Source organism: Kribbella sp. NPDC049584, from assembly GCF_040675555.1.
Classification (GTDB): Bacteria; Actinomycetota; Actinomycetes; order Propionibacteriales; family Kribbellaceae; genus Kribbella.
This window is the reverse complement of record NZ_JBFAPF010000002.1, coordinates 643,783-666,509: the sequence shown is the minus strand read 5'-3', so window position 1 is coordinate 666,509 and position 22,727 is coordinate 643,783. Positions and strand designations below refer to the sequence as shown.

Sequence of the window (22,727 nt, the reverse complement as noted above, 5' to 3'; positions counted from 1 at the left end):
TGAGCCGGGACGCGTACCCTTGGGGGCGTGACCATCGCCCCAGAAGGACGGAAACTGCTCAGGCTCGAGGTGCGCAACGCGGAGACCCCGATCGAGCGCAAACCCGAGTGGATCAAGACCCGCGCCAAGATGGGCCCGGAGTACCAGGCGCTGCAGAAACTCGTGAAATCCGAGGGACTGCACACGGTGTGCCAGGAAGCCGGCTGCCCGAACATCTTCGAGTGCTGGGAGGACCGCGAGGCGACCTTCCTCATCGGCGGTGACCAGTGCACGCGGCGCTGTGACTTCTGCCAGATCGACACCGGCAAGCCGGAGGCGCTGGACCGCGACGAGCCGCGCCGCGTGGCCGAGTCGGTCCGGACCATGGGCCTGCGGTACGCGACCGTGACCGGCGTCGCCCGCGACGACCTGGACGACGGCGGCGCCTGGCTGTACGCCGAGACGATCCGGCAGATCCACGAGCTCAACCCGGGCACCGGCGTCGAGATGCTCGCGCCGGACTTCAACGCCGTGCCCGAGCAGCTGGCCGAGGTGTTCTCCTCCCGGCCTGAGGTGTTCGCGCACAACGTCGAGACCGTGCCGCGGATCTTCCGCCGGATCCGGCCCGGCTTCCGCTACGAGCGGTCGCTGGACGTCATCACCCAGGCCCGCGACTACGGCCTGGTCACCAAGTCGAACCTGATCCTCGGCATGGGCGAGACCCGCGACGAGGTCAGCCAGGCACTGAAGGACCTGCACGCGGCGGGCTGCGAGATCATCACGATCACGCAGTACCTGCGGCCCTCGGTGCGGCACCACCCGGTCGAGCGCTGGGTCAAGCCCGAGGAGTTCGTCGAGCTGGACGCCGAGGCGCAGGAGATCGGTTTCGCCGGAGTCATGTCCGGGCCGTTGGTGCGTTCGTCGTACCGGGCCGGTCGGCTGTACCGTCAGGCCGTTGAGTCACGTATGAAGAACCAGGACAGGTAGAGATGGCCAAGAACGACGCGCCCGAAGAGAAGACCAGCCGGCTCAAGCAGATCGTTTCTGCCTACAAGCTGACCCAGAAGTCCGACCCGACGGTCGGGCTGGTGCTCGCCGGGATCTTCCTCGGCATCGTCGCGCTGGCGGTGCTCGGCGGTTTCCTGGTCGGTCCGCTGCTGATCTGGATCCCGCTCGGTGTCGCGCTCGGCTTCCTGGCCGCGACGCTGGTGTTCGGCCGCAAGGTCGAGAAGGCGGCGTACAGCCAGATCGAGGGGCAGGCCGGTGCGGCCGCGTCGGCGCTGCAGACGCTGCGCCGCGGCTGGACCGTGACGCCCGCGATCGCGGTCACCAAGAACGCCGATATCGTCCACCGCGTCGTCGGCCGGCCGGGGATCGTCCTGGTCGGCGAGGGCCAGGCGAGCCGGGTGAAGAACCTGCTCACCGCCGAGGCGAAGAAGCACAACCGGGTGGCCGGCGGCGCGCCGGTGACCCAGATCATCGCCGGTCAGGGCGAGGACGAGATCGACATCCGCAAGCTGACCAAGCACGTCATGAAGCTGCCGGCGGTGATGCAGCCGTCGGAGATCACCGATCTGCTGCAGCGGCTCAAGGCGCTCGACGCGGTCCGGCCGCAGGTGCCGATGCCGAAGGGCCCGGTGCCGAGCAGCCTGAAGGGCGCCCGCCAGGCGATGCGGGGACGGTAACCAAGCGGCATGCCCGACAGTTGATCTGTTCAGACATGCGCCGTGGGGAGGCTGGGAGCCCTTAGGGTGCGACCAGGACGGATTACAGGGGAACAGCTGACATGACGGATCTGATGCCGCCAGTGCGCCGACGCGTGCACCAACCGGTGGCCGAGACGTGGCCGACGCTGGCGCGGCCACGCTCGAATCCGGTCCGCAGGTACGGCGCGGCGACCGCGATCAAGCTGATCGCGAAGGACCTGCCCGCCACGATCCATCTGGACAGCAACCGGTCGTACGGTCTCGGCGGCCCCGCGATGCGGGTGCACCGGACGTCGGCGTTCCTGGACCGGCTCGGGCACGACGCCGGATCCGGGTTCGGCGAGGCGTACCTGGCCGGCGACTGGGACCCGGAGCCGGGCACCGACCTGGCCGACCTGCTGGTCCCGTTCGCGGAACGGTTCAGCAACGACGAGACCCGGCACCTGCTCCCGAAGTGGGCACAGTCGCTGCGCTGGCTGGTCACCCGCTCGCAACCGGGCGAGCAGGAGAACGACCGGGCCGGCGCGCGCGAGAACATCAGCCGGCACTACGACCTGAGCAACGCGATGTTCAGCGAGTTCCTCGATCCGACCCTGACGTACTCCGCAGCGTACTTCGGTGACGCTGCTCACAGCGACCTGGCCACGGCGTCGTACGACGAGCTGACCGCGGCCCAGCTGCGCAAGCTCGACTCGATCCTCGATGCGGCCGGGATCCAGTCCGGGTCGCGCGTGCTCGACATCGGGTGCGGCTGGGCGAGTCTCGCGATCCGGGCCGCGCAGCGGGGCGCGTGGGTGACGGCGATCACGATCGCTTCGCAGCAGGCGTTGCTGGCGCAGCGCAAGATCGCGGATGCGGGTGTCGGCGACCGCGTGCAGGTCGCGCTGCGGGACTATCGCGACCAGATCGGCGAGTTCGACGCCGTCCTGAGCGTGGAGATGATCGAGGCGGTCGGCGAGAAGTACTGGCCGGTGTACTTCGAGGCGATCGAGCGGCGACTCGCGCCGGGCGGCGTCGGCGTCGTGCAGGCGATCGTGATGCCGCACGAGCGGATGTTGGCGACGCGAAACACGTTCACCTGGGTGCAGAAGTACATCTTCCCGGGCGGCCTGATCCCGTCGATCAAGGTGATCGAGGACGTCACCGCACAGCACACCGGGCTGCGGGCGGACGTCATCCGCCACCTGGGCGCCGATTACGCGCGAACGCTGCGAGTCTGGCGGAACCGCTTCATCGAGCGCTGGCCGGAGATCTCGGCGCTCGGGTTCGACGACACGTTCGGGCGGATGTGGGAGTTCTACCTCGCGTACTCCGAGGCGGGCTTCCGCACCGGCTACCTCGACGACGTGCAGCTGCGGCTCACCCGCCGCTGACCTGCCGCCTGACCTGCCGCCTGATCTGCCGCCTGATCAGCCGCCTGATCAGCCGCTGCTCAGCGCCGTACGACGACGGTCTTCGCGGCCAGGTCGTGCAGGCCGCGGTGGTCCCGGTCGAAGATCACCGCCGGGATGAGCAGGCAGATCAGGAACGACCTGATCACTCCCCCGAGCAGCCCGACCTGCGGGACGTCCTTGTTCTTCAGGTTGAGGACGCGCAGCCCGCAGATCCGGTGGCCGATGGTGCCACCGGCCAGGCCGGTCAGGATCGCGGTGACCAGGAAGAAGATCGCCAGGTGTGACGTGTTGTAGTCGTTGCCGCCCGCCCACATCGGTTTGCCGACCACGACCGACGCGATCAGGCCGGCGATCAGCCAGTCGATCAGCAGTGCGAGCAGCCGGCGGCCCCAACCGGCCACCGAGCCCGGACCCTCTTCGGGCAGGCCCAGCCGGCTCCCCGGAAAACGGAATTCTTCGGTGGGTCCTGTGCCCGGCTGCGCCGACGATGCCATGATGACTAGCCTACGGAACAGCCCCGGGGCCGCCTGCGGCGGATCGTAAGATCTCAGGGCGTAATCGCCGTACACCAGTGGGTCAGCGCGGACACGCTGGGCGTAACATCCGCGAAACATCAGGGTCATGACGGAGAAACCGGCGGGCCCTACGTTCAGATGCAATCTCTGAGCCACCCTAGGAGTACGTATGTTTTCCAGCGCTGAGGAGCTGCTCGCCTACGTCAAGGACGAGGGCATCGAGATCATCGATGTCCGGTTCTCCGACCTGCCGGGCATCATGCAGCACTTCACCGTCCCGGTGTCGTCGTTCGGGCCCGAGGTCTTCGAAGAGGGCCTGATGTTCGACGGTTCGTCGGTGCGCGGGTTCCAGCAGATCCACGAATCGGACATGAAGCTGCTGCCCGACCCGACCACGGCCTTCCTCGACACGTTCCGCGGGACGAAGACGCTGGCCATCAACTTCTTCGTGCACGACCCGCTCACCGGCGAGGCGTACTCGCGTGACCCGCGCAACATCGCCCGCAAGGCGCAGGAATACCTGAAGTCGACCGGTATCGCCGATACCGCGTTCTTCGCGCCGGAGGCCGAGTTCTACGTCTTCGACGACGTCCGGTTCGAGACCAAGTCCAACACCGGGTACTACGCGATCGACTCGGTCGCCGGCGCCTGGAACACCGGCCGGGTCGAGGACGGCGGCAACCGCGGCTACAAGGTTCGCTACAAGGGCGGCTACTTCCCGGTCGCGCCGACCGACCACTTCGGCGAGCTGCGCGACGACATCACGCTGGCGCTGGAGAAGGCCGGCCTGGTCGTCGAGCGGGCGCACCACGAGGTCGGCACCGCGGGTCAGGCGGAGATCAACTTCCGCTTCGACGAGCTGCTGAAGACCGCCGACAACCTGATGAAGTTCAAGTACATCGTCAAGAACACCGCCTGGGCGGCCGGCAAGACCGCGACCTTCATGCCGAAGCCGATTTTCGGCGACAACGGCTCGGGGATGCACGTCCACCAGTCGCTGTTCTCCAACGGCGACGCGCTGTTCTACGACGAGTCCGGGTACGGCGGCCTGTCCGACATCGCCCGCTGGTACATCGGCGGCCTGCTCAAGCACGCCCCGTCGCTGCTGGCCTTCACCAACCCGACGGTGAACTCGTACCACCGCCTGGTGCCAGGCTTCGAGGCGCCGGTCAACCTGGTCTACTCGCAGCGCAACCGCTCGGCCTGCATCCGGATCCCGATCACCGGATCGAACCCGAAGGCGAAGCGGATCGAGTTCCGCTGCCCCGACCCGTCGGCGAACCCGTACCTGGCCTTCTCGGCCCAGCTGCTGGCCGGCCTGGACGGTATCCGCAACAAGATCGAGCCGGCCGACCCGGTCGACAAGGACCTGTACGAGCTGCCGCCGGAGGAGCACGCGGGCATCCCGCAGGTCCCGACCTCGCTCCCGGCCGTGATCGACTCGCTCGAGGCCGACCACGCCTTCCTCCTCGAGGGCGACGTCTTCACCGAGGACCTGATCGAGACCTGGATCGACCTCAAGCGCGAGCAGGAGATCGCCCCGATCCAGCTCCGCCCGCACCCGCACGAGTTCGAGCTGTACTACGACGTCTGAGTTTCCTGAGACGTAGCTGAGAAGCCCCGCCCGATCAGTTCGGGCGGGGCTTTTCTGTGCCTTTTTCTGTGCCCTTTTCTGTGCTCTGGACCGGTGTCCGGGTGAGGCGCACAATGCGCATGACATCCCTCGGGGGGCTGGGAAGGGGGAACACGTGAGGCCGTCAACCATGCGCCGGTCCGCCGTCCTCGGAGTGATCGGCCTGATCGGGTCGCTCGCTCTGGTGACGATGGGCACACCGGCTGCCACCGCCGCGGGCACCGCCGCCGTCCACAACCCGTTGCTGAAGGAAGTTCTGGCCGAGGAGGAAGAGCCCGATCCGGACGACCCGACGCAGTCGGCGCTCTGCCAGTCGTATCTCGGCCATCCGAACCCGTACGGGAACCCGGCGCCGAACGTCGACCAGATCGTCGGCGACACCGTGGTCCCGGTCGGCTCGCAGAAAGGCTGCAGCGCCGCGCAGAACGAGACCACGATCGCGGTCAACCCGCGGAACCCGGACAACATCGTCGCCGGCGCGAACGACTACCGGCTGTTCAACGCCCGGGAGAACCGCAACGACAGTTCGAGTTTCGCGTACACGTCGTTCAACGGCGGCCGGACCTGGACGAATGTGGAGATCCCCGGACTGACCATCGCCGCGGGCGGCACCGGCGCCTTCAGCTGGATGGACGGATCCGGCGACCCGGTGGTCGCCTTCGGACCGAACAACACCGTCTACTTCGCCAGCCTCGTGTTCAGCCGGTCGGCACCACTCGGCGGGCAGGATGCGACCGGGATCGTCGTCAACGTGTCGCACGACGGCGGCCTGCACTGGGGTGGACCGCAGGTCATCGCGATGGACGGGGTCAACGCCGACGGCACGCCGGCCGTGACGCACATCTTCAACGACAAGCCGTGGATGGCCGCCGATCCGTCGAACGGCAGGGTGTACGTGAGCTGGACCAAGTTCACCTATGACACCGACGACAACTATCTCGAGTCGCCGATCATGGTGTCGGCCAGCGTCGACTTCGGCGCGCACTTCGGGGCACCGGTCCGGATCCCGCCGTCGCTGGACGGGTTCCACGGCGGCATCACGCCGTACGACCAGGGCTCGAATCCGCAGGTCGGCAACGACGGGCAGCTGTACGTCGCCTACGAGGCCTCGGTCTGCGCGACGGCCGCGTGTGACGCCGCGGGCGACCGGGACGCCACGGTGGTAGCGACCTCGACCGACCACGGGCGCACGTTCCGGCACGCGATCGTCGACACGAACTACGACTTCCCGGACACGCTGACCGGCGAGAACTTCCGGCTCAACAGCTATCCGCAACTCGCCTACGACCGGGTGAACGAGAAGCTGACGGTGGTGTGGTCCGACGACCGCAACGGTCTGTACGACGCGACCACCGGCGCATCCGTGAAGACCAACGGCGACAACGTCGTGTCCTCGTCCGGCAACGGCAAGAGCTGGTCCCGGCCGCTGGTCATCGGCACGCCGCAGGACGAGTTCTTCAGTGCGGTCGCCGCGCGCGACGGCAAGGTCGCGATCACGTCGTACACGAGGCACTACGACCGCAACGGGATCAACCTCGACTACGCGTACTGGGCCGCTTCCGGCACCCAGTCGCTCAGCCGGGCCGCCACCCAGCGGATCACCACCGCCTCGGAGAACCCGCAGGTCCAGTTCCTCGCCGTCAACCCCGACGGCACCGAGGTGCAGGGAGTGTTCATCGGCGACTACTCAGCGGTTGCCATTGGCAATGACCTCCGGATCCATCCGTGCTGGACCGACTTCCGCGGCCGGCCCGGGGTGAACACGCCGAACCAGGACGCCTACACCCAGAGCATCCAGCTCAGGCACTGACGACAGCGTCGAGCTCGGCGAGGGCGTCCTCGTCGAGCTCGACGTCGGCGGTGCGCAGGTTGTCCTCGAGGTGGGCGATGCTGCGGGTGCCGGGGATCAGCGCGGTGTTGCGCGCGTGCGCCAGGATCCAGGCCAGGCAGACCGCGGCGGGCGTGGCGTCGAGCCGCGCGGCAATCCGCAGTACGACGGGGTTCTCGGCGGGTGACGGGATCTGGTCGAAGGCGGAGCCGAGGGGGAAGTACGGGATCCACGCGATGCCGTTCGTCGCGCAGAGCTGGAGTTGCTCCTCGGCGGAGCGGTCGATCAGGCTGTAGGCGTTCTGGACGCAGACGATGCCGGCCGGGAGGGCCTGCTTGAGCTGCTCGGTGCTGACGTTGCTGAGACCGATCGCGCCGATGAGGCCTTCGTTGCGTAGGGCAATCAGTTCGGCGAGCTGGTCGTCGAGCGGGACGCGCTGGTCGCCTTCGGCGATGAGCCCTGGGCCTTGGTCGGCGCGGCGGAGGTTGACCACCGGGACCTGGTCGAGACCGAGGGACGTCAGGTCGAGCTGCACCTGCTCGCGCAGCTGCGACGGGTGCTGGGCAAGGGTCAGAGGCACCGGCGCGTCGACGCGGCGGGCGCCGACCTTGCTGACGATGACGAGGTCGTCGGCGTACGGGTGCAGGGCGGCCCGGATGTGCTGGTTGACGGTCGTGTGGCCGTAGAACGAGGCGGTGTCGAGGTGGTTGACGCCGAGCTCGACGGCGCGCCGCAGGACGGCGCCCGCCGCTGTCGTGTCCAGCTTCTCGAGCTGCATCGCGCCGTACCCGATCCGGGCGATCTCGTACGGTCCGAGCGCGATGGTGCCGCCGGGGCGTTGAGAGGTCATAGCGGTATCCCCAGGTAGAGTAAGTGGAGGTTTCTCCAATTACCGTAACACTAACTGGAGGTTTCTCCATTTATGCGGGCTGACGCGGCGCGGAAGCGTGAGCAGGTGGTCGCGGCGGCCGTGGACGAGCTGGCCGAGCTCGCCGTGGCCGCCCGTGCGGGCGAACCCGTCCACCTCTCGCTCGACCGGGTCGCGGCACGGGCGAGGGTCGGCGTGGCGACGCTGTACCGGCACTTCCCGACCCGGGAGGCGCTCCTCACCGCGGTCTATCACCAGGAGCTCGGTCGGCTCTGCGATGCCGCGCCCGAGCTGGCGACTGCCGGACCCGCCGACGAGGCGTTGCTGGCCTGGATGCACCGCTACCTCGACTTCGTCGACTCCAAGCGTGCGATGGGCGTCAGTCTCCGTGCCATCGTGGCCTCGGGTGCGATCACGCAGTCGGACACCCGGTCCCGGCTCGCCGGGGCCATCGCCCCCTTCCTCGACGCGGGCGTGTCCGCGGGGACGCTGCGCTCCGGCGTACCGGCCGATGACGTTGTCGCGGCGATGGCGGGGGCTGTGATCACCGCGGCTCCCGAACAGCAGCGCGAGCAGGCCGAGCGCCTGCTCGATCTGCTCTTGGACGGTCTCCGGCCCCGCTAGGCGAAGCTCTGGGTGCCGATCACTCGGAGGAGATCCAGCTTCTCGCGGGCGTCGGTGCCTTCGATGGGGAGGAACGCGCGCACGCGAAGGTCGGCGGCTGGGGTGAGCAAGGTTTCGCAGGTCAGATCCAGGTTGCCGACCTCGGTGTGCACGAAGCGTTTGCGAGGCAGGTGGACGGCGACGTCGTGCCGGGACCACAGCGTGCGGAACTCCTCGCTGTGGTCGATGAGCGCATCGACCAGCTCGGTGACGTCGCGGTCGCCCATCCGGCGGGAGTAGGTCGCACGGAGGTCGGCGACGTGGAAGGCGGTGTGAGCGTCCCAGTCCTCCGCCGGGAAGAGCTGCCGGATCGCCGGGTCGGTGAACCACAGCCAGGTCAGGTTTCGCCCGATGCTGGGACCGATGACGACGTCGGCGAGCGTGTTCTGCCAGAGGACCTCGTCGAGGTCCGTGCAGATCACCACCGGAATGTCGGTGAGGTGGCTGACCAGGGCCATCAGGCTGGGCGGGATGTGGCGACCGGCTCGGCGTAGCGGTGGCGTGAGGCCGGCCAGGTGGTACATGTGGTCGCGTTCGTTCAGGTCGCAGCGCAGCGCACGGGCGAGGTCGGCGATGATCGGCTCGGACGGGTTCGCGCCGCGGGACTGCTCCAGCCGCGAGTAGTAGTCCGTCGACATGCCGGCGAGTTGAGCGACCTCCTCGCGGCGCAGTCCCGGCGTACGGCGGCGGGCGCCGTCGGGAAGTCCCACGTCAGCCGGGCGCAGCACCTCCCGGCGCCGGCGGAGGAAGTCGGCCAGGCCGTCACGATCGATCACATGATCCATCATCCGCGACGCCCCAAGGCCTATCCAGGGACAACCTGTCCGTGGATGAAGTGGGCCTTCTCCCCCGCCTCCGGCCGGCAGAGGGTGAAGGGGAACCCAAGGAGGAACAAATGCACTACCGCACGCTGGGCCGGACCGGTATCAAGGTCAGCCCGTACGCCCTCGGCGCGATGATGTTCGGTGCCGTCGGCAACAACGACCGCGACGAGTCGCTCCGGATGATCGACAAGGCACTCGACGCCGGGATCAACTTCGTCGACACCGCGGACTTCTACTCGCACGGCGAGTCCGAGGAGATCGTCGGCGCGGCACTCAAGGGCCGTCGCGAGCACGTCGTACTGGCCACCAAATCGCACTTGCCGATGGGCGACGACCCCAACCAGCGGGGCAACTCGCGGCGCTGGATCATCACCGCGGTCGAGAACTCGCTGCGTCGCCTGCAGACCGACTACATCGACGTGTTCCAGATGCACCGGCCCGATCCGGACACCGATATCGAGGAGACCCTGTCGGCGCTGACCGACCTGATCCGGAGCGGGAAGGTCCGCGCGGTCGGTTCGTCGGCGACCCCCGCGAGCGAGATCGTCGAGGCGCAGTGGGTCGCCGAGCGTCGTGGACTGGAGCGGTTCCGGACCGAGCAGCCGCCGTACTCGATCCTCAATCGTGGGATCGAGCGCGAGGTGCTGCCGATGGTGCAGAAGTACGGGATGGGCGCCTTGGTCTGGAGCCCGCTCGCTCAGGGACAGCTGACCGGCCGCGCGCCGGCCGACCTCCGGCGTACGGCGATCTTCAAGCACATGACCGACGAGCGGCGGCTCGACGTGGTGGAGCAGTTGATCCCGGTCGCCGAGGCGGCCGGGCTCAAGCTGACCCATCTGGCCATGGCCTTCGCCATCGCGCACCCGGGCGTCACGTCGGCGATCATCGGCCCACGGACCATGGAGCACCTCGACGACGCCCTGGCCGGGATGGACGTCACCCTCGATGACGCCATCCTCGACCAGATCGACAAGATCGTCCCGCCGGGCACCGATGTCGGCCGGCTCGACATGGACTACGACACCCCGGCGATCCTCGACGCCTCGCTGCGCCGCCGGACGATCGCCGATCGCGCCGCTGCTTAGTTGTACGTCGCGGTCACGTGGTAGACGCGCCCGCCCCAGCCGTCGTCGGGGAAGGAGTCCGACACTCGCACGTACCCGGCCCTGCTCGATCCGTCGGCCGGGCCGAGGTACGGCGTGAGGTCGAACGTGCGGGCTGCCTTGTTGTTCCCGTCGTGCTCCTGGTTGGTCTCGGTGGCGACCGTGGTCCAGGTCTGCCCGTCGCCGCTGACCTGGACGACGAACTCGTTGTCGATCGTCAAAGTCGCGGACGCGCTGGTGGTGTCGGCCGGGAACGGGAAGCGGTAGACGAAGTACGAATGCCCGTCGGCGAACCGGTTCTGTACGCCGTTGCTCTGCGAACCGTCCGCGTCGAACAGCCACGGGGTCTCGGCCGCCGTACCGGTGTCGAAGTCGACGTTGTGTGCGACCAGGATGTCCGACCGCGTACTGAACGACAGGGATCCGGACGTCGCGGTCGCGGTGACCGAGTGGAGGCCGTCCGCGGTACCGGCCGGGATCGTGACGTCCAGTGGGACCGACGCATGCACCGGCGAGGCGTTTCCGTGCGGGCGGAGCGTGACGGTCGTCTTCGCGGGCGTCACCGTCCAGCCGGAAGGGGCGGACGGTCGCACGACGACCTGGAGCGGGGCCACGCCGGTTGCCTGGACGTCGACCTGGACCTTCACGTGCGTCGCACTGCCGGTCGCCGGCATCACCACGGGCAAGGCCGGATCGGTTGTCGCCGACAACGATCGCGTCGGCGGGACGGTGGGTGCGGCGGCGATCAGCGCGCTCAGCGCACTGGCCTGGGTACGCCAGTCGAAGACATTCGGCTCGGCGCCGGACCACCGCTCCCCCAACCGGTCGGACGCGTCCCGGTCGTTGTCCCAGACCGTGGCGGCCTGCTGCGCGACGAAGTCCGTATAGCGCGGGTCGTGCGTGGTGTCGGCGAGGTCCATCCAGTAGCGCATGAAGATGCCCTTGAACTGCTTGCCGTTGTCGTCACAGGTGCGGCCCTGCGCATCGCAGTACTCCGTCAGCACGCCGTTCGTGACGAGTCCGCCCGGAGCGATCGCGGCGTCCGCCAACCGCCGTACGGTCGGGAGGATCTTCGCGTCGTGAGTGGCTCGATAGAGCTCGAGGCCGGCGCCGATCGCGAGGCCCTGGTTGTAGCTCCAGACCGTGTCGCCGTTGCTCGTGCAGTCGTCCTTCAGGCCGTCGTTGACCAGGCCGGCGGAGTTGATCATGCCGCTGGCGGTGAACCAGTTCCAGCCCTCCTGCGCACGGCCGAGCCAGCGCTTGTCGTGCGGCATGCGGTTGTGCAGCTCCGCGGTGAGGCGGATCCAGAGGCCGTTGGTGACCGCGTTCTTGTACGTGCGTTCGCCGTTCCACCAGACTCCGCCGCCGCACGAGCTCGGGTCCCAGTACCCCTCGACGTACTCCGCGATCTTGACCGCCATGTCGAGGTACTTGCGGTTCTTGGTCAGGTCGTACGCCTGGACCCAGGTCAGACCCCACCACTCCGAGTCGTCGATCGCGCGGCTGGTGAAGTTGCCGAGCAGCGGGTCGCCGGACAGGTACCCGGCCGGGAACACGCCCTTGTCCTTCTCGAACGTGTTGTCCAGCTGCCCGAGGTAGCGGCGGTCGCCGGTGCGTTGCATGTAGTCGCCGATGGTCTGCAACGCGACCGCGGAGTTCCACCAGCTGGAGGGGAACCACGCTTTGTTCGGCTCGTAGGAGCTCATCAGTTCGTCGGCCGCGACCCGGGCCCGCGCGGTGGCGGTCGGGCCGTCGGCGTGCGGCGCGGTGGCTCCGGCCGGCGGCGACACCAGCGCGATCGCCAGTGTCACCGCCCCGGCCACGAGCAGACGGAAGGTACGACGGTGCAAGACCATGGGCGGATCTCCTCGAGCGGCTTGGAAACGTTTCACCGAGCTTCCGAGGAGCTATCGTCGTCGGAGTAGACAACGATGTCAATGGCCCAGGATCGCGGCAATCTCATCCAGTTGTGCCGGCGCCAGCGGACCGTGCTGCAGCGCGCCCGCGTTCTCCTCGACCTGCGCGACCGTCTTGAACCCGGGAATCGGCACGAACGCCTCGCTGCGTGCCCACAGCCAGCCGAGCGCACCCTGCGCGAGCGTCCGGCCGTCGGACGTCAGCACGTCACGGATCGCATCGAGCCGCCGCAACGACTCCGCCTGGTCACCGGTACGGAAGTTCCAGCCGTGCCGTACGTCGTCCTCGGGCAGGCTGCTGTCCTGGTCGAACTTCCCGGTCAGCAGGCCCATCCCGAGCGGACCGCGGACGATGCTCGCGAGACCCTTGTCCTCGCACAACGCGAGGACGTCGGCGTTCCCGCCGAAGACATTGAAGTGCTGCTGGATCGCCTTGCAGTACGGGCTTTTCGCGAACAGCGCGGCCCGCTCCGGATCGTCCGTGCTCCATCCGATCGCACGGACCTTGCCCACGGCAACCAGTTCCTCGAAGACCGCGAGGACGTCGTCCGCCTTGGCAAGGTCGTACCCGCCGAGGTGGAACTGGTACAGGTCGATCCGGTCCGTGTTCAGCCGCCGGAGCGACTCGTCGCAGGCCCAGCGGATGTACTCCGGGTCGCCGTTCTCACCCGGCGCCTCGCGGGTCTCCTCGACGTACGTGTAGCCGGCCTTGGAGGCGATCACGATGTCGTCCCGGACGTCTCCGAGCGCCTCCGCGATCAACTTCTCGCTGTGCCCGCATCCGTACACGTCGGCGGTGTCGAAGAACGTGACGCCCAATTCGTACGCTCGCCGCAACGCGCGCTTCGACTCGCCGTCGTCGATGACACCCCAGCCGACCGGACTCCCCTGCCGGGCATGCGGTCCCCCGATCGCCCAACACCCCATGCCCAGCGCACTGACCGCCGTTCCGCCTGCACCCAACGAACGCTGCGCTGCCTGCGCCATAACACCCTCCGACCTAGAACGGGAACGTTTCCAGTCACCAGATCACGCTCCCGCGCCGGAGTCCAACAGGTGTTGCTCATGACCTCGACAAATCGCAGCGATGAGTCAGACGTACAGCGAGATCGGCGTGCCCACAGGAGCGTCGCCGTACGAGTTGACCACCTTGTTGAGCTCGAGCTGGTAGTACAGCGTGCCCAGACCGAACACGAACATCAGCAGCAGCCCTAGACCGGCACTGCACGTGACCGGCAGGCCCGCGGCCCGCTGACCCTCCGCGATCCGCTTGCCGGTGCGGAAGTACGAGATCATCGGCGCGATCACGGTCCAGCTCAGGAAGAGCAGCACCAGCATCGGGCCGGCCACCGGAACCACCCGGCGGCGGTCGAAGTGCGCGAGCTCCTTGTGGATCTTGTAGTACCAGACCAGGTGATAGATCCCGAACGTGATCAACGGCAGGCCGAGCCAGACACCGACCGGGTGCCGCAGCTTCATCTGCATTCCCTGCGCGACCGGCGTACCCGCTCGGCTCGGCAGGACGATCTGCTGTCCCACGAGTGTTCCCCCCTACGATCGGGTCACAGAGCGCGACCCTGTCGGCCACTACATCGCGCTCTCGTCACGATGCGTTACAACAGGAGCTGATCAAACTCCGGTCCGGGCTTCGACCCGGCCGTCGGCAACGGCCTTGGCGAAGGTCTCGTGGTCCTGGGCGTTCTGCGCGGCGTAGGTGTCGGCGAAGTCGGTGACGGCCTGGTCGAAGGCGTCGGACTTGCCCAGGTAGGCGGCGAGAGCGAAGCGGTCGCCGGAGCGGGCGTGAGCCCGGGCGAGGGTCCAGCCGCACAGGCGGGCGTACAGGATCATGGCGTCCGGAGTGAGGCTCTCGATGTCGGCGGACATCTTCCAGTCGCGGAGCTGGCGGACGTAGTAGTCCTGCTCGCCGTCGGCGGTATCGGCGCGCAGCCAGCCGAGGAAGATGTCGCTGCTGGCCTGCATCATCCGCTGGCCGACGACCACGCGTTCGCCTTGGCTCATCCGCGGGGACGATCCGGCGTACGGCGCCAGGACGGACGACCCCGCCTGCTTCGCCTGGAGGACCAACGCCTCATCGGCGACCGTTGACTCGAGCAACATGATCCACGCCCGGGTGCCGACGCTGCCGACGCCGACGACCTTGTGCGCGATATCGGTCAGCCGGAAATGATCCAGGAGATGGCGGCGGTCGTGCTGGAGCGTGCCGCGGTAGCCGGTCATCAGTTCCTGCAGCCTGGCCAGCACCACCGCGCCGTCGAGGTCGACCAGGTCATCCATCGGGACGACGAGCGGCGGGTTCGAGACGATCCGCCGACGGCCGTCGACGGTCGCGGTGAGCTTGCCGATCGCCTGCATGCTGTCGCGGGTGTACGCCTTCGCCAGCTTCCCGCGCGCCGCCTTCAGCCCCTTTCGCTGACCTGACGGGAGCGACGCCTGGAACCGCGCCGCCACATCCTCGATGTCCAGCCGGGCGTACCAGACGGCAAGAATCGGCTGCCCGGCGAACTCACGCAGCGTCTCGCGATACGTGCGTACGACGCTGAGCACGATCTCGCGGCACTTCTTCGGACGGAACCCGTTGTCCTGCCCGGCCACGACAAAGCTCGTCGCGAGCCGCTTCACATCCCACTCGAACGATCCGGGCAGCGTCTCGTCGAAGTCGTTCACGTCGAACACGAGCCGCCGATCGGGCGACGCGTACGCACCGAAGTTCGACAGATGAGCATCTCCGCACAGCTGCACCTCCAGCCCGGTCGGCGATGTCTGCGCGAGGTCGGCCGCCATGATCAAAGCGGCGCCGCGGTAGAAGGTGAACGGCGAGACGAGCATGCGGCCGTGCCGGATCGGAACCAGTTCCGGCACGCGCCCCTCGGCCTGGGTGAGCAGCAGCCCGACCGGATCCCGCGTGGCACTGAGCCGGACCTCGGCGTGCGACTCGCGCGGCACCTCCTTCCGCACCGCCTTCCCCCGCGCCGCTCGTTGTTCCGCAGTCAGTGGCTCGTCCATCTCTCCAGAGTCGCCCCGGCGGCGCCATCTTGACCAGCAAGACACCTTAAGTCGACTAATCGAGTGAACTTAAGCTGATTTGCATGACTTTCCTCTGGTACATCCCGAACCAGGTCGACCCCGGTCACCGCGGCGACGACACCGTCCAGGGACACAACAGCATCGAGCGCTTGACCGAACTGGCGCGGCTCACCGAGGACCACGGCTGGTCAGGCGCGCTGCTCGGCACCGGATGGGGCCGGCCGGACACGTTCACGGTCGCGACCGCGCTCGCCGCACGGACGACGACCTTCCAGCCGCTGGCCGCGATCCGGCCCGGCTACTGGCATCCGGCGCATTTCGCGTCCGCGGCGAGCACGCTCGATCAGCTCAGCGGCGGGCGGTTGCTGATCAATATCGTCTCCGGCCAGGACAACCTCGCGGCGTACGGCGACAGCGAGGGCGATCAGCCGCAGCGCTACGCCCGGACGAAGGAGTTTCTCCAACTGGTACGGCGATTGTGGACCGAGGAGGACGTGACGTTCGCGGGCGAGTACTTCTCGGTGACGGGGTCGACGGTCGCGACCCGGCCCGTCGTACGAGAAGGTCGCCTGCATCCGCGGCTGTACTTCGGTGGCGCGTCGGACGCAGCGCAACGGGTGGCGGCGACGGATGCCGACGTACAACTCTTCTGGGGTGAGCCGTTGGACGGGATCGCGGAGCGGATCGCGCACCTGCGGGACCTCGAGGGTGAGCTCGGTCGCGAGCATGCGCCGCTAGAGTTCGGTTTGCGGATCACGACGCTGGTTCGGGACACCGCCGAGGAGGCATGGGCCGACGCCGAGGCAAAGGTCGCGAAAATGGCTGGATCGACGGGGGCCCAAGGCAGCCGCGATCGCCGCTGGTTCAAGGCCGTCGGCCAGCAACGCCTCCTCGACCTGGCCGAACGCGGCGAGGTCCTCGACGACAACCTCTACACGGCCCCGGGCAAGTACGGCGGAGGCGGCGCCGGCACGACGTGGCTGGTCGGCTCGCCCGACGATGTCGCCAAGTCTCTGCGCAGGTACCGCGATCTGGGCGTCACCCACTTCATCCTCTCGGACACGCCGTACCACGAAGAAACCACCCGCATCGGCGACCAGCTCCTCCCCCTGTTGCGCCAGTGACCTGAAAAGATGCTGCTCATCGCTTGACTGATGCTTGACTGCTGCGTGCCCAGTGTGATCGGTTGATTACCGAGCGCCAGGGGTGGGTATGTGGCGCTGTGAGGCACGTGAGGAGCATCGATGGTCAACTATCTGCCCCGGTCCGCGTGGAATGCGCGACCGCCGAAGGACGGGCCGGGCAATCTGACCGTGTCCCGGGTCGAGGGCGCGGTGATCCACTGGCCGGGCACCGGGTCGACGAAGGTCATCCACACCCAGGCGGCGGTCGCCTCCGCGTTGCGCGGGTGGCAGGACTACCACATGGACACCCGCGGCTGGTCGGACATCGCGTACCAGGTCGCAGTCGACCAGTCCGGTCGGGCCTGGACGCTGCGCGGTCTGCGGACCCAGTCCGGCGCGAACGGCGACAACGACGTGAACGAACGGTACGGCGCGATCCTGCTGGTGCTCGTCACCGGCGAGCAGCCGTCCGCCGCGATGAAGGCGACCACCCGCGCGGTGATCGCCGACTTCCGCAAGCTCTACCCCCGCGGTACGGCGATCCGGCCGCACTCCGCGGTCCGGCCGGAGCCGACAGACTGCCCCGGCGACCCCGCCCGTGCCGCGATCGCCCGCGGCGACTTCACCCCCGGCCATTCGGAGGACGACGACATGACCCCCGCCCAGATGCAGGAACTCAAGAACTTCATCGAGGCCCGCTCGCAGGCCTATGCCCTCTGGGTGCACAAACAGCTGCGCCGCGACCTCACGGCGGTGGTGAAGGCGTACGCACTCGACATCAAGAACTACGAACGCCAGACCGACGCCGCCGACGCCGCCCGCGCAGCCGCCGCCGTCTGGGCCACCGCGCCGAAGAACCTCGCGGCCGACGCACCGTCGCAGCAGGAACCCGAGGTCCCGGAACCGAACACCGATCCGAAGCTCGAGGACCAGCCCCTCGACCCATTCCCACCGGTCGGCACCTCGGCCTCCGAGTCCGAGTAGCCGGTCAGCTCGTCCGGTCGTTCAGCGCCCTGCGGTCTTCAGGACTCGCAGGGCGTTCAGCGTGATCATCTCGTTCGGCCCGGTACGCCCCCAGTCGACGATCTCGGGCGAGCGGCTGCCGCCGACGGGATCCCACCACGGCGTTCGCGCAATCCACCGGCCGTCGGGCCGGCGCTGCCGCTCCAACTCGTCCAACGCGTCGCCTGCGCGCTCATCTCCGGCAAGCCCGAGCCGCGACAGGACCAGCAATGCCTGCAGGATGTCGTAGTGCCAGTACGGCGGATAGTGCGGCCGCAACCACTTCGGGTTGATGACCTCACCGGTCGACAGGCTGCGGAACAACCGGTGCTCGAGGAACAACTCCCCCGCTCGCAAGGCTCCGGCCTGCGCCGCGGTTTCTCCCGTGGCCCGGTAGTACTCGTGCAGTCCCCAGGCCGCGGCGTGCGTCTCGTGGAACGACGACCGTCGGCCGCTCGCGCGGCGGTCGCAGTTCCAGCCGCCGTCGGGCCATTGCCACTCCAATAGTCCCTCGGCCAGGCTCCGGACGCGCGGATCGCTCGCCATCCCGAGCCGGCTGCATGCAGCCAGCGTGTTGCCTTCGACCGACCCGCATCGCCGTACGAGTCCGTCGACGACAAGCACGCCGTACTTGAGCGATCGCATCACCTCGGCCAGGTCGTACTCCGCGGCCTCGACCGCCCGCGGCTCACCCGGCGGTACCTCGAGTTCGACCAGCGAGACGATCCGCCAGTGCGCGCCGGTCCACTTCTTGTACGCCCGCTTGTCCGCACACGCGTCCATCAGCAGCGTCTGCACCATCCGCCCGGCGAGCACGTCCTCGCCGGACTCCTCGCCCAGCAAGTCCCTCCGGGCCAGCTTCCGAACCGCCGGCTCATCCGACTCCAGCAACCATCCGGTCGCATCCATCTCCACATTCTGTCGCCGCGGCCTGCTTGGATACCACCGTGGACCTCAAGCACCTGCAGGACCGCCTGGAGAAGATCTCGGTCGGGTACGGCGTACGCCTTGGCTTCGAGCGGGATCCGGATTGGTTCCTGCTCAAGTTGCAGGAGGAGGTCGGCGAACTCACTCAGGCCTACCTCCAGCACACCGGCCGCGCTCGCTCAAAAGGTGCGACCGCGGAGCAGATCCGCGAGACGTTCCATCGGGAGTTCGCCGACGTGCTGTGCCAGCTCCTGCTCTTCGCGCATCAACACGACGTCGATCTCGCGCGGGAGATCGAGGACAAGTGGCTGGTCTACGAACGCTGACGGGGCGGGCGGGCGTTGAGGACGAGGGCGGCTGTCAGGGCGAGTGAGACGAGCGCGTCGGCTGCGAGGCTGATTCGGATGGGGGCCTGGAAGAAGGTGTCGAGCGCCAGGGCCACGGCGTACCCGAGTGGCCAGGTGAAGGTGCCGATCAGCTTCCACAGCGGGGTCCAGCGGTTCGACGACCAGAGCATCCCGAGGCCGATCGCCCAGCCGACCAGGGCCACGATCACACTGAACGACAGCAGGTACGGCGCGACCAGCAGCAGCCCGACCGCGACGAAGTCCCACGGACGCAGCCGTGGCGGCACCTCGACCAGCACCAGGCCGTCGGTGGCGGCGGCGACGATCTCGCTCGGCCGGCCGAGCCGCTGCAGGACCTCGCGGAGCTCGTCCTCGGATGTGGCACCTGCCGCGCGCGCCTCGGCGATGTGGGCCTTCACGTCGTCGAGCAGCTCGTCGTGCCGGCCCGCCGGCAGCGCCGCGGCCTCAGTGGCCAGCTCGTTCAGGTACGCATCGACCAGGCGGTCGCTGTCCAGTTCCATGCTCATCCCCGTCTCCCACTCTGCAAGATCTTGTCGACCGAGGCGCAGAACCGTTTCCAGTCCGCGGTGAACGCGGCCAGCGCCTGGCTGCCCTCGGGTGTCGAGGTGTAATACCGCCGGGGCGGACCGGAGCCGGACTCCTGCCAGCTCGTCTCCACCAGACCCTCGCGCCGCAACCGCGCCAGCAGTGGGTAGATCGTGCCCTCGGTCGTGACCATTCCGTCCACTTCACTCAGCGCTTTGACCAACTCGAAACCGTAACGAGGCTCTCCCTGCAACAGCGCCAGGACGCAGAACTCCAGCGTCCCTCGGCGCAGCTGCGTGAAAACCTTCTCAGCTACCATGCGAGACAAGGTACCTGTCCACGCCAAGATACGCCAAGACGAGGGTCAGTCAGTTTTCGGACGGACCGAGAACATCACGGTGAGGACGAAGGCCGGGATGGCCACGACCCACAGCGGCGGCAGGTTGAGCAGCACCGGCACCAGGCACAGGAGCAACAGGTCGAACCCGCGAGCCGGCTGGGAGAACAGCCCGGGCGGGATCGCCCCCATCGGCGAGGCGACGAGCGGACCGGCGTACGTCGGGGGTCGCGCGGACGCCTGCCGCACCGCGCCCGAGATCACGCCGCCCGCGACCGCGAACGTGGCTGAGAGGCTGCCGATCGCGGGGAACGCGAGCCCCGCCCAGAGCACCGCGAACAGCCCCGGAACCACCGCCATCACCACGCGCAACTCGCGCAGATCCATCCCCATCGCCCGGACCAGGCCCGTCGATCGGCAGACCGTCCGCAGTCCGTCGAGCATCGGCCGTACGGCGATGAACCCGGCGAACGCGGCCGCGATCGGAACGAGTACGTCGAACCCCGCGCCCGCGACGGCGTACGGGACCACGAGCAGAGCGCCCGCGATGACGAGCCGTCGCGGCCAGCGCAGGATCCGCCAGAACTCGCGCTGCACGATCGCGCCACCACGCGAACCCATGCCGCGGCGCGACCGCACCCGCCCCTTCAACCGCCAGTGCCGCCCGGCGATCACGTCGCCCAACATGCTGATATCCAGACTGCTCGCCGCACCCGCGAGACCGGCCAGCAATTCACCGCCTGCGATCACACTCGACCGCCCCAACTTGTCGAGCGTCCGCGAGGTCAAGGCCGTCAACCCGACGCACAGCACGACAACCACCGCGCAGATCACCAGCAGATGCAGCCCGCCGGGGGCGAAGAAACTGCTGTCGGCGATCCGACCGAACCCGAGAAACCCGTTGTCCGGGGCCTCGGCGTAGATATAGATCGCTAACGTCTCGTAGGCGATCGGCTTCGGCTGCGGGCGGAACGCCAGGATCGCGGCCGGCACCACCGCGGCGATCAGCAGCAGGTCGGCGACCCGGAGCGTCCAGCGGGAGCGCCGGGTCGACTGTTGCGCCCAGACCGTGGCGATCGCCGCACACACCAGGAGCGCGCTGATCAGCACCGCTGCCTCGAGCACGACGCCGAAGCTCGACCCGATCAGGGCCCAGATGATCGCCGCGGCCACGAGCCCGGCGACTGCGACGGTCGCGGTCACCAGCCGGTACGCCGGGCGCAGCAGCGCGGCCCGGTTGACCGGCGTGGCGAGCAACCAGAACCCGCTGGCCCTCGACGCCGACACCGGTCCGACGGCGAGCAGCATGCGCACGGTGATTGCCAGCAGCAACGGCACCATGATCCACGGCATCCACTCGGAGAGCTGGCCGCAGGTGTACGACGTACAGCGGGCCGCGTTCGAGTTCAGGTGCCGTACGACGTTGCCGGCCGTCGCGCCGAGCATCGCCAGCGTGAACAGGACCAGGTACACGTCCTCGAAGATCTGCCAGAACGACCGATCCGCGTGCCGCCGCCGGGTCGTGCGCATCCACTGCCGTAACGACCGCGACGTCGGGATCGCGCCGAAGTCGCTGGGATCGAAGACAACGGGCCCGTCGGTCATGGCAGCGGAGTCAGGGTGACGACGGAATCCGCGACCGTCTCGACCAGCGCCGGATCGTGGCTCGCGAACAGGATCGAGGTGCCGGACTTCTTCTCCTCGACCAGCCGATTCGACAGCCACTGCACGCCGTCGGTGTCCAGCCGCGCCTCCGGCTCGTCGAGCACCATCAGCTTGCGCGGCCGGACCAGTGCCGTCGCCAGTGCGAGACGACGCCGCTGGCCCGACGACAGCGAGCCGGGGAGCTGGTCGGCAGCCGGCAGCAGGCCGATGTCGTCGAGCGTGGTGTCGACGAGATCTTCCGGCGACGCGTTGCCGTGCGCGCGGGCGAGCAGGTCGAGATGCTCGGCCGCGGTCAGGTCCGGGAAGAAGTCCAGGTCGTCGAGCAGCGTCGCCACATCACGACGGACGACCTCGATCCGCTCGTCGATCGGCACGCCGTCGAGCAGGATCTTCCCGGCGGCCGGCTCGGCCGACCCGACGATGCACTTCAGGACGGTCGTCTTGCCGGCGCCGTTCGGCCCGACCAGCGCGATCGCCTGCCCCGCGGCCAGCGAGAAGGTCAGTCCCTCGATCACCGGCCGGTCGCCGTACTTGTGCTGCAGACCCTGCACCGCCAGCCGCGGCACCGACTTGCTCCCTGACTTGTTCGCCGGCCTGCTCCCCGACTTGCTCACTTCTTGCGGACCAGAGTCAGCCCGTCGCCGATGCCGAGCATGACCACGTCGACGCGATCGTCCTGCGCGATGTGCGCGTTGAACTCCTTGCGGTCGGCCGGGCCGTCGGCCTCGATCACCCGTCCGCCGGCCAGCGTGTTGTCGAACAGCATCAGCCCGTTCGGGCGGATCAGCGGCAGGACGGTCTCGAAGTACTTGATGTACCAGTCCTTGTCGGCGTCGACGAAGGCGAGGTCGAACTCGCCGTCGAGTTTCGCCGCGGAGTCGTGCGCGTCACCGATCCGCAGGTCGATCTTGTCCGCGACGCCCGCCCGCTCCCAGTACTTGCGGCCGATCGAGGTCCACTCATCGCTGACGTCCAGGCAGATCAGCTCGCCGTCGTCCGGCAGCCCGCGCGAGATCGCCAGCGCCGAGAACCCGGTGAAGGTGCCGATCTCGACCGCCCGGCGGGCGCCGATCAGCCGGGTCAACATGGTCAGCAGGCCGGCCTGGTCCGCGGTGGTCAGCATGCCCGCGGGGTTGCCGAGCTTCTCGGTCTCGGCGCGCAGCTCGGTCGCGATCTCGTCCAGCGGCATGCCGTGGGCGACCATGTAGTCGTGCAGTTCCTCGGTCACCGGTACCTGATGGCCCATGAATTCCCGCCCTCCGTGTATTTGTTCGGTCGCCTGTAGTCTCTATTGGCTGTCGTCAC

The 22,727-nt window shown here is 68.3% G+C and carries 23 protein-coding genes; 10 read left to right on the top strand and 13 right to left on the bottom strand.

The features are described 5' to 3' along the window. Positions 1-27 precede the first annotated feature (27 nt). The 3 genes from lipA (at position 28) to AB0J62_RS09930 (ending at position 3,058) form a co-directional block, all read left to right on the top strand. Positions 28-966: a lipoyl synthase gene (lipA, locus tag AB0J62_RS09940; protein WP_134097866.1), complete on the top strand. Its 939-nt coding sequence runs from the start codon at positions 28-30 to the stop codon at positions 964-966. Between the two features lie 2 nt (positions 967-968). Then, positions 969-1,664 (top strand): DUF4191 domain-containing protein, encoded by a 696-nt coding sequence (locus AB0J62_RS09935; protein ID WP_363866705.1) that lies wholly within the window; start codon positions 969-971, stop codon positions 1,662-1,664. A 101-nt stretch (positions 1,665-1,765) separates the two neighbouring features. Next, positions 1,766-3,058: a cyclopropane-fatty-acyl-phospholipid synthase family protein gene (locus AB0J62_RS09930; protein ID WP_363866702.1), complete on the top strand. Its 1,293-nt coding sequence runs from the start codon at positions 1,766-1,768 to the stop codon at positions 3,056-3,058. 59 nt (positions 3,059-3,117) lie between these two features. On the opposite strand, the gene AB0J62_RS09925 is transcribed toward AB0J62_RS09930, so the two are convergent. Next, the gene (locus tag AB0J62_RS09925) at positions 3,118-3,573 is read right to left on the bottom strand and encodes an RDD family protein (RefSeq protein ID WP_134097860.1); all 456 of its coding nucleotides are present in this window, start codon (positions 3,571-3,573) and stop codon (positions 3,118-3,120) included. 190 nt (positions 3,574-3,763) lie between these two features. Here AB0J62_RS09925 and glnA point away from each other — a divergent pair, with 190 nt between their 5' ends. Next, the gene (glnA, locus tag AB0J62_RS09920; protein ID WP_134097858.1) at positions 3,764-5,188 is read left to right on the top strand and encodes a type I glutamate--ammonia ligase; all 1,425 of its coding nucleotides are present in this window, start codon (positions 3,764-3,766) and stop codon (positions 5,186-5,188) included. A gap of 154 nt (positions 5,189-5,342) precedes the next feature. Next, positions 5,343-7,037 carry a sialidase family protein gene (locus tag AB0J62_RS09915; RefSeq protein ID WP_363866697.1) on the top strand — a complete coding sequence of 565 codons (1,695 nt, stop codon included), beginning with the start codon at positions 5,343-5,345 and terminating at the stop codon, positions 7,035-7,037. On the opposite strand, the gene AB0J62_RS09910 is transcribed toward AB0J62_RS09915, so the two are convergent. Then, positions 7,027-7,905 carry an aldo/keto reductase gene (locus tag AB0J62_RS09910; RefSeq protein WP_363866694.1) on the bottom strand — a complete coding sequence of 293 codons (879 nt, stop codon included), beginning with the start codon at positions 7,903-7,905 and terminating at the stop codon, positions 7,027-7,029. The two genes, AB0J62_RS09915 and AB0J62_RS09910, sit on opposite strands and share 11 nt — an antisense overlap. Before the next feature lie 72 nt (positions 7,906-7,977). On the opposite strand from AB0J62_RS09910, the gene AB0J62_RS09905 reads away from it, so the two are divergent. Continuing rightward, complete coding sequence (locus AB0J62_RS09905) at positions 7,978-8,547, top strand: TetR family transcriptional regulator (RefSeq protein ID WP_363866691.1); 570 nt, start codon at positions 7,978-7,980, stop codon at positions 8,545-8,547. Here AB0J62_RS09905 and AB0J62_RS09900 read toward each other — a convergent pair. After that, complete coding sequence (locus tag AB0J62_RS09900; protein ID WP_363867747.1) at positions 8,544-9,371, bottom strand: helix-turn-helix transcriptional regulator; 828 nt, start codon at positions 9,369-9,371, stop codon at positions 8,544-8,546. The two genes, AB0J62_RS09905 and AB0J62_RS09900, sit on opposite strands and share 4 nt — an antisense overlap. 110 nt (positions 9,372-9,481) lie before the next feature. Here AB0J62_RS09900 and AB0J62_RS09895 point away from each other — a divergent pair, with 110 nt between their 5' ends. After that, a complete protein-coding gene (locus tag AB0J62_RS09895; protein WP_363866688.1) occupies positions 9,482-10,495 on the top strand; it encodes an aldo/keto reductase in 1,014 nt (337 codons plus the stop codon). On the opposite strand, the gene AB0J62_RS09890 is transcribed toward AB0J62_RS09895, so the two are convergent. The 4 genes from AB0J62_RS09890 to AB0J62_RS09875 all read right to left on the bottom strand — a co-directional run bounded on the left by AB0J62_RS09890 (position 10,492) and on the right by AB0J62_RS09875 (position 15,453). Continuing rightward, the gene (locus tag AB0J62_RS09890) at positions 10,492-12,369 is read right to left on the bottom strand and encodes a glycoside hydrolase family 76 protein (RefSeq protein WP_363866685.1); all 1,878 of its coding nucleotides are present in this window, start codon (positions 12,367-12,369) and stop codon (positions 10,492-10,494) included. The two genes, AB0J62_RS09895 and AB0J62_RS09890, sit on opposite strands and share 4 nt — an antisense overlap. Before the next feature lie 78 nt (positions 12,370-12,447). Next, complete coding sequence (locus AB0J62_RS09885) at positions 12,448-13,416, bottom strand: aldo/keto reductase (RefSeq protein WP_363866681.1); 969 nt, start codon at positions 13,414-13,416, stop codon at positions 12,448-12,450. A 105-nt stretch (positions 13,417-13,521) separates the two neighbouring features. After that, a complete protein-coding gene (locus AB0J62_RS09880) occupies positions 13,522-13,968 on the bottom strand; it encodes a DUF4234 domain-containing protein (RefSeq protein ID WP_363866678.1) in 447 nt (148 codons plus the stop codon). Positions 13,969-14,058: 90 nt separating this feature from the next. Further along, complete coding sequence (locus AB0J62_RS09875) at positions 14,059-15,453, bottom strand: DUF2252 domain-containing protein (RefSeq protein ID WP_363866675.1); 1,395 nt, start codon at positions 15,451-15,453, stop codon at positions 14,059-14,061. An 83-nt stretch (positions 15,454-15,536) separates the two neighbouring features. On the opposite strand from AB0J62_RS09875, the gene AB0J62_RS09870 reads away from it, so the two are divergent. Together AB0J62_RS09870 and AB0J62_RS09865 are read left to right on the top strand one after the other, a co-directional pair. Further along, entirely contained in the window at positions 15,537-16,598 is a 1,062-nt protein-coding gene (locus tag AB0J62_RS09870) for an LLM class flavin-dependent oxidoreductase (RefSeq protein WP_363866672.1), read from the top strand. Between the two features lie 120 nt (positions 16,599-16,718). Continuing rightward, a complete protein-coding gene (locus AB0J62_RS09865; RefSeq protein ID WP_363866669.1) occupies positions 16,719-17,582 on the top strand; it encodes a peptidoglycan recognition family protein in 864 nt (287 codons plus the stop codon). 21 nt (positions 17,583-17,603) lie between these two features. Here AB0J62_RS09865 and AB0J62_RS09860 read toward each other — a convergent pair whose 3' ends face one another. Beyond that, on the bottom strand, positions 17,604-18,509 hold the full coding sequence (locus AB0J62_RS09860; RefSeq protein WP_363866666.1) for a hypothetical protein: 906 nt from the start codon (positions 18,507-18,509) through the stop codon (positions 17,604-17,606). Between the two features lie 38 nt (positions 18,510-18,547). Between AB0J62_RS09860 and AB0J62_RS09855 the strand changes: the two genes are divergently transcribed. Further along, positions 18,548-18,853, top strand: coding sequence for a pyrophosphatase (locus tag AB0J62_RS09855; protein ID WP_363866663.1), 306 nt, complete (start codon positions 18,548-18,550; stop codon positions 18,851-18,853). Here AB0J62_RS09855 and AB0J62_RS09850 read toward each other — a convergent pair. From AB0J62_RS09850 to AB0J62_RS09830, 5 genes are read right to left on the bottom strand one after another with little or no spacing between them, the layout of a single operon-like run. Further along, complete coding sequence (locus AB0J62_RS09850; RefSeq protein ID WP_363866660.1) at positions 18,841-19,401, bottom strand: hypothetical protein; 561 nt, start codon at positions 19,399-19,401, stop codon at positions 18,841-18,843. The genes AB0J62_RS09855 and AB0J62_RS09850 overlap by 13 nt on opposite strands. Further along, positions 19,398-19,739 (bottom strand): PadR family transcriptional regulator, encoded by a 342-nt coding sequence (locus AB0J62_RS09845; RefSeq protein ID WP_363866657.1) that lies wholly within the window; start codon positions 19,737-19,739, stop codon positions 19,398-19,400. The genes AB0J62_RS09850 and AB0J62_RS09845 overlap by 4 nt, the downstream gene beginning before the upstream one ends. A gap of 45 nt (positions 19,740-19,784) precedes the next feature. Then, on the bottom strand, positions 19,785-21,362 hold the full coding sequence (locus AB0J62_RS09840; protein ID WP_363866654.1) for a DUF6297 family protein: 1,578 nt from the start codon (positions 21,360-21,362) through the stop codon (positions 19,785-19,787). Further along, positions 21,359-21,988 (bottom strand): ABC transporter ATP-binding protein, encoded by a 630-nt coding sequence (locus AB0J62_RS09835; protein ID WP_363866651.1) that lies wholly within the window; start codon positions 21,986-21,988, stop codon positions 21,359-21,361. Before AB0J62_RS09835 ends, AB0J62_RS09840 begins: the two co-directional genes overlap by 4 nt. A gap of 44 nt (positions 21,989-22,032) precedes the next feature. Continuing rightward, positions 22,033-22,668, bottom strand: coding sequence for a class I SAM-dependent methyltransferase (locus AB0J62_RS09830; protein ID WP_134097835.1), 636 nt, complete (start codon positions 22,666-22,668; stop codon positions 22,033-22,035). Between the last annotated feature and the right edge of the window lie 59 nt (positions 22,669-22,727).

Bases quoted from the DNA above. Each gene is read 5' to 3' on its own strand.
- AB0J62_RS09845 (WP_363866657.1), bottom strand. From the start codon at position 19,739: ATGGTAGCTGAGAAGGTTTTCACGCAGCTGCGCCGAGGGACGCTGGAG.
- AB0J62_RS09865 (WP_363866669.1), top strand. From the start codon at position 16,719: ATGGTCAACTATCTGCCCCGGTCCGCGTGGAATGCGCGACCGCCGAAG.
- AB0J62_RS09850 (WP_363866660.1), bottom strand. From the start codon at position 19,401: ATGAGCATGGAACTGGACAGCGACCGCCTGGTCGATGCGTACCTGAAC.
- AB0J62_RS09910 (WP_363866694.1), bottom strand. From the start codon at position 7,905: ATGACCTCTCAACGCCCCGGCGGCACCATCGCGCTCGGACCGTACGAG.
- AB0J62_RS09905 (WP_363866691.1), top strand. From the start codon at position 7,978: ATGCGGGCTGACGCGGCGCGGAAGCGTGAGCAGGTGGTCGCGGCGGCC.
- glnA (WP_134097858.1), top strand. From the start codon at position 3,764: ATGTTTTCCAGCGCTGAGGAGCTGCTCGCCTACGTCAAGGACGAGGGC.
- AB0J62_RS09875 (WP_363866675.1), bottom strand. From the start codon at position 15,453: ATGGACGAGCCACTGACTGCGGAACAACGAGCGGCGCGGGGGAAGGCG.
- AB0J62_RS09890 (WP_363866685.1), bottom strand. From the start codon at position 12,369: ATGGTCTTGCACCGTCGTACCTTCCGTCTGCTCGTGGCCGGGGCGGTG.
- AB0J62_RS09840 (WP_363866654.1), bottom strand. From the start codon at position 21,362: ATGACCGACGGGCCCGTTGTCTTCGATCCCAGCGACTTCGGCGCGATC.
- AB0J62_RS09935 (WP_363866705.1), top strand. From the start codon at position 969: ATGGCCAAGAACGACGCGCCCGAAGAGAAGACCAGCCGGCTCAAGCAG.
- AB0J62_RS09930 (WP_363866702.1), top strand. From the start codon at position 1,766: ATGACGGATCTGATGCCGCCAGTGCGCCGACGCGTGCACCAACCGGTG.
- AB0J62_RS09860 (WP_363866666.1), bottom strand. From the start codon at position 18,509: ATGGATGCGACCGGATGGTTGCTGGAGTCGGATGAGCCGGCGGTTCGG.
- AB0J62_RS09885 (WP_363866681.1), bottom strand. From the start codon at position 13,416: ATGGCGCAGGCAGCGCAGCGTTCGTTGGGTGCAGGCGGAACGGCGGTC.
- AB0J62_RS09925 (WP_134097860.1), bottom strand. From the start codon at position 3,573: ATGGCATCGTCGGCGCAGCCGGGCACAGGACCCACCGAAGAATTCCGT.
- AB0J62_RS09870 (WP_363866672.1), top strand. From the start codon at position 15,537: ATGACTTTCCTCTGGTACATCCCGAACCAGGTCGACCCCGGTCACCGC.
- AB0J62_RS09895 (WP_363866688.1), top strand. From the start codon at position 9,482: ATGCACTACCGCACGCTGGGCCGGACCGGTATCAAGGTCAGCCCGTAC.
- AB0J62_RS09830 (WP_134097835.1), bottom strand. From the start codon at position 22,668: ATGGGCCATCAGGTACCGGTGACCGAGGAACTGCACGACTACATGGTC.
- AB0J62_RS09900 (WP_363867747.1), bottom strand. From the start codon at position 9,371: ATGGATCATGTGATCGATCGTGACGGCCTGGCCGACTTCCTCCGCCGG.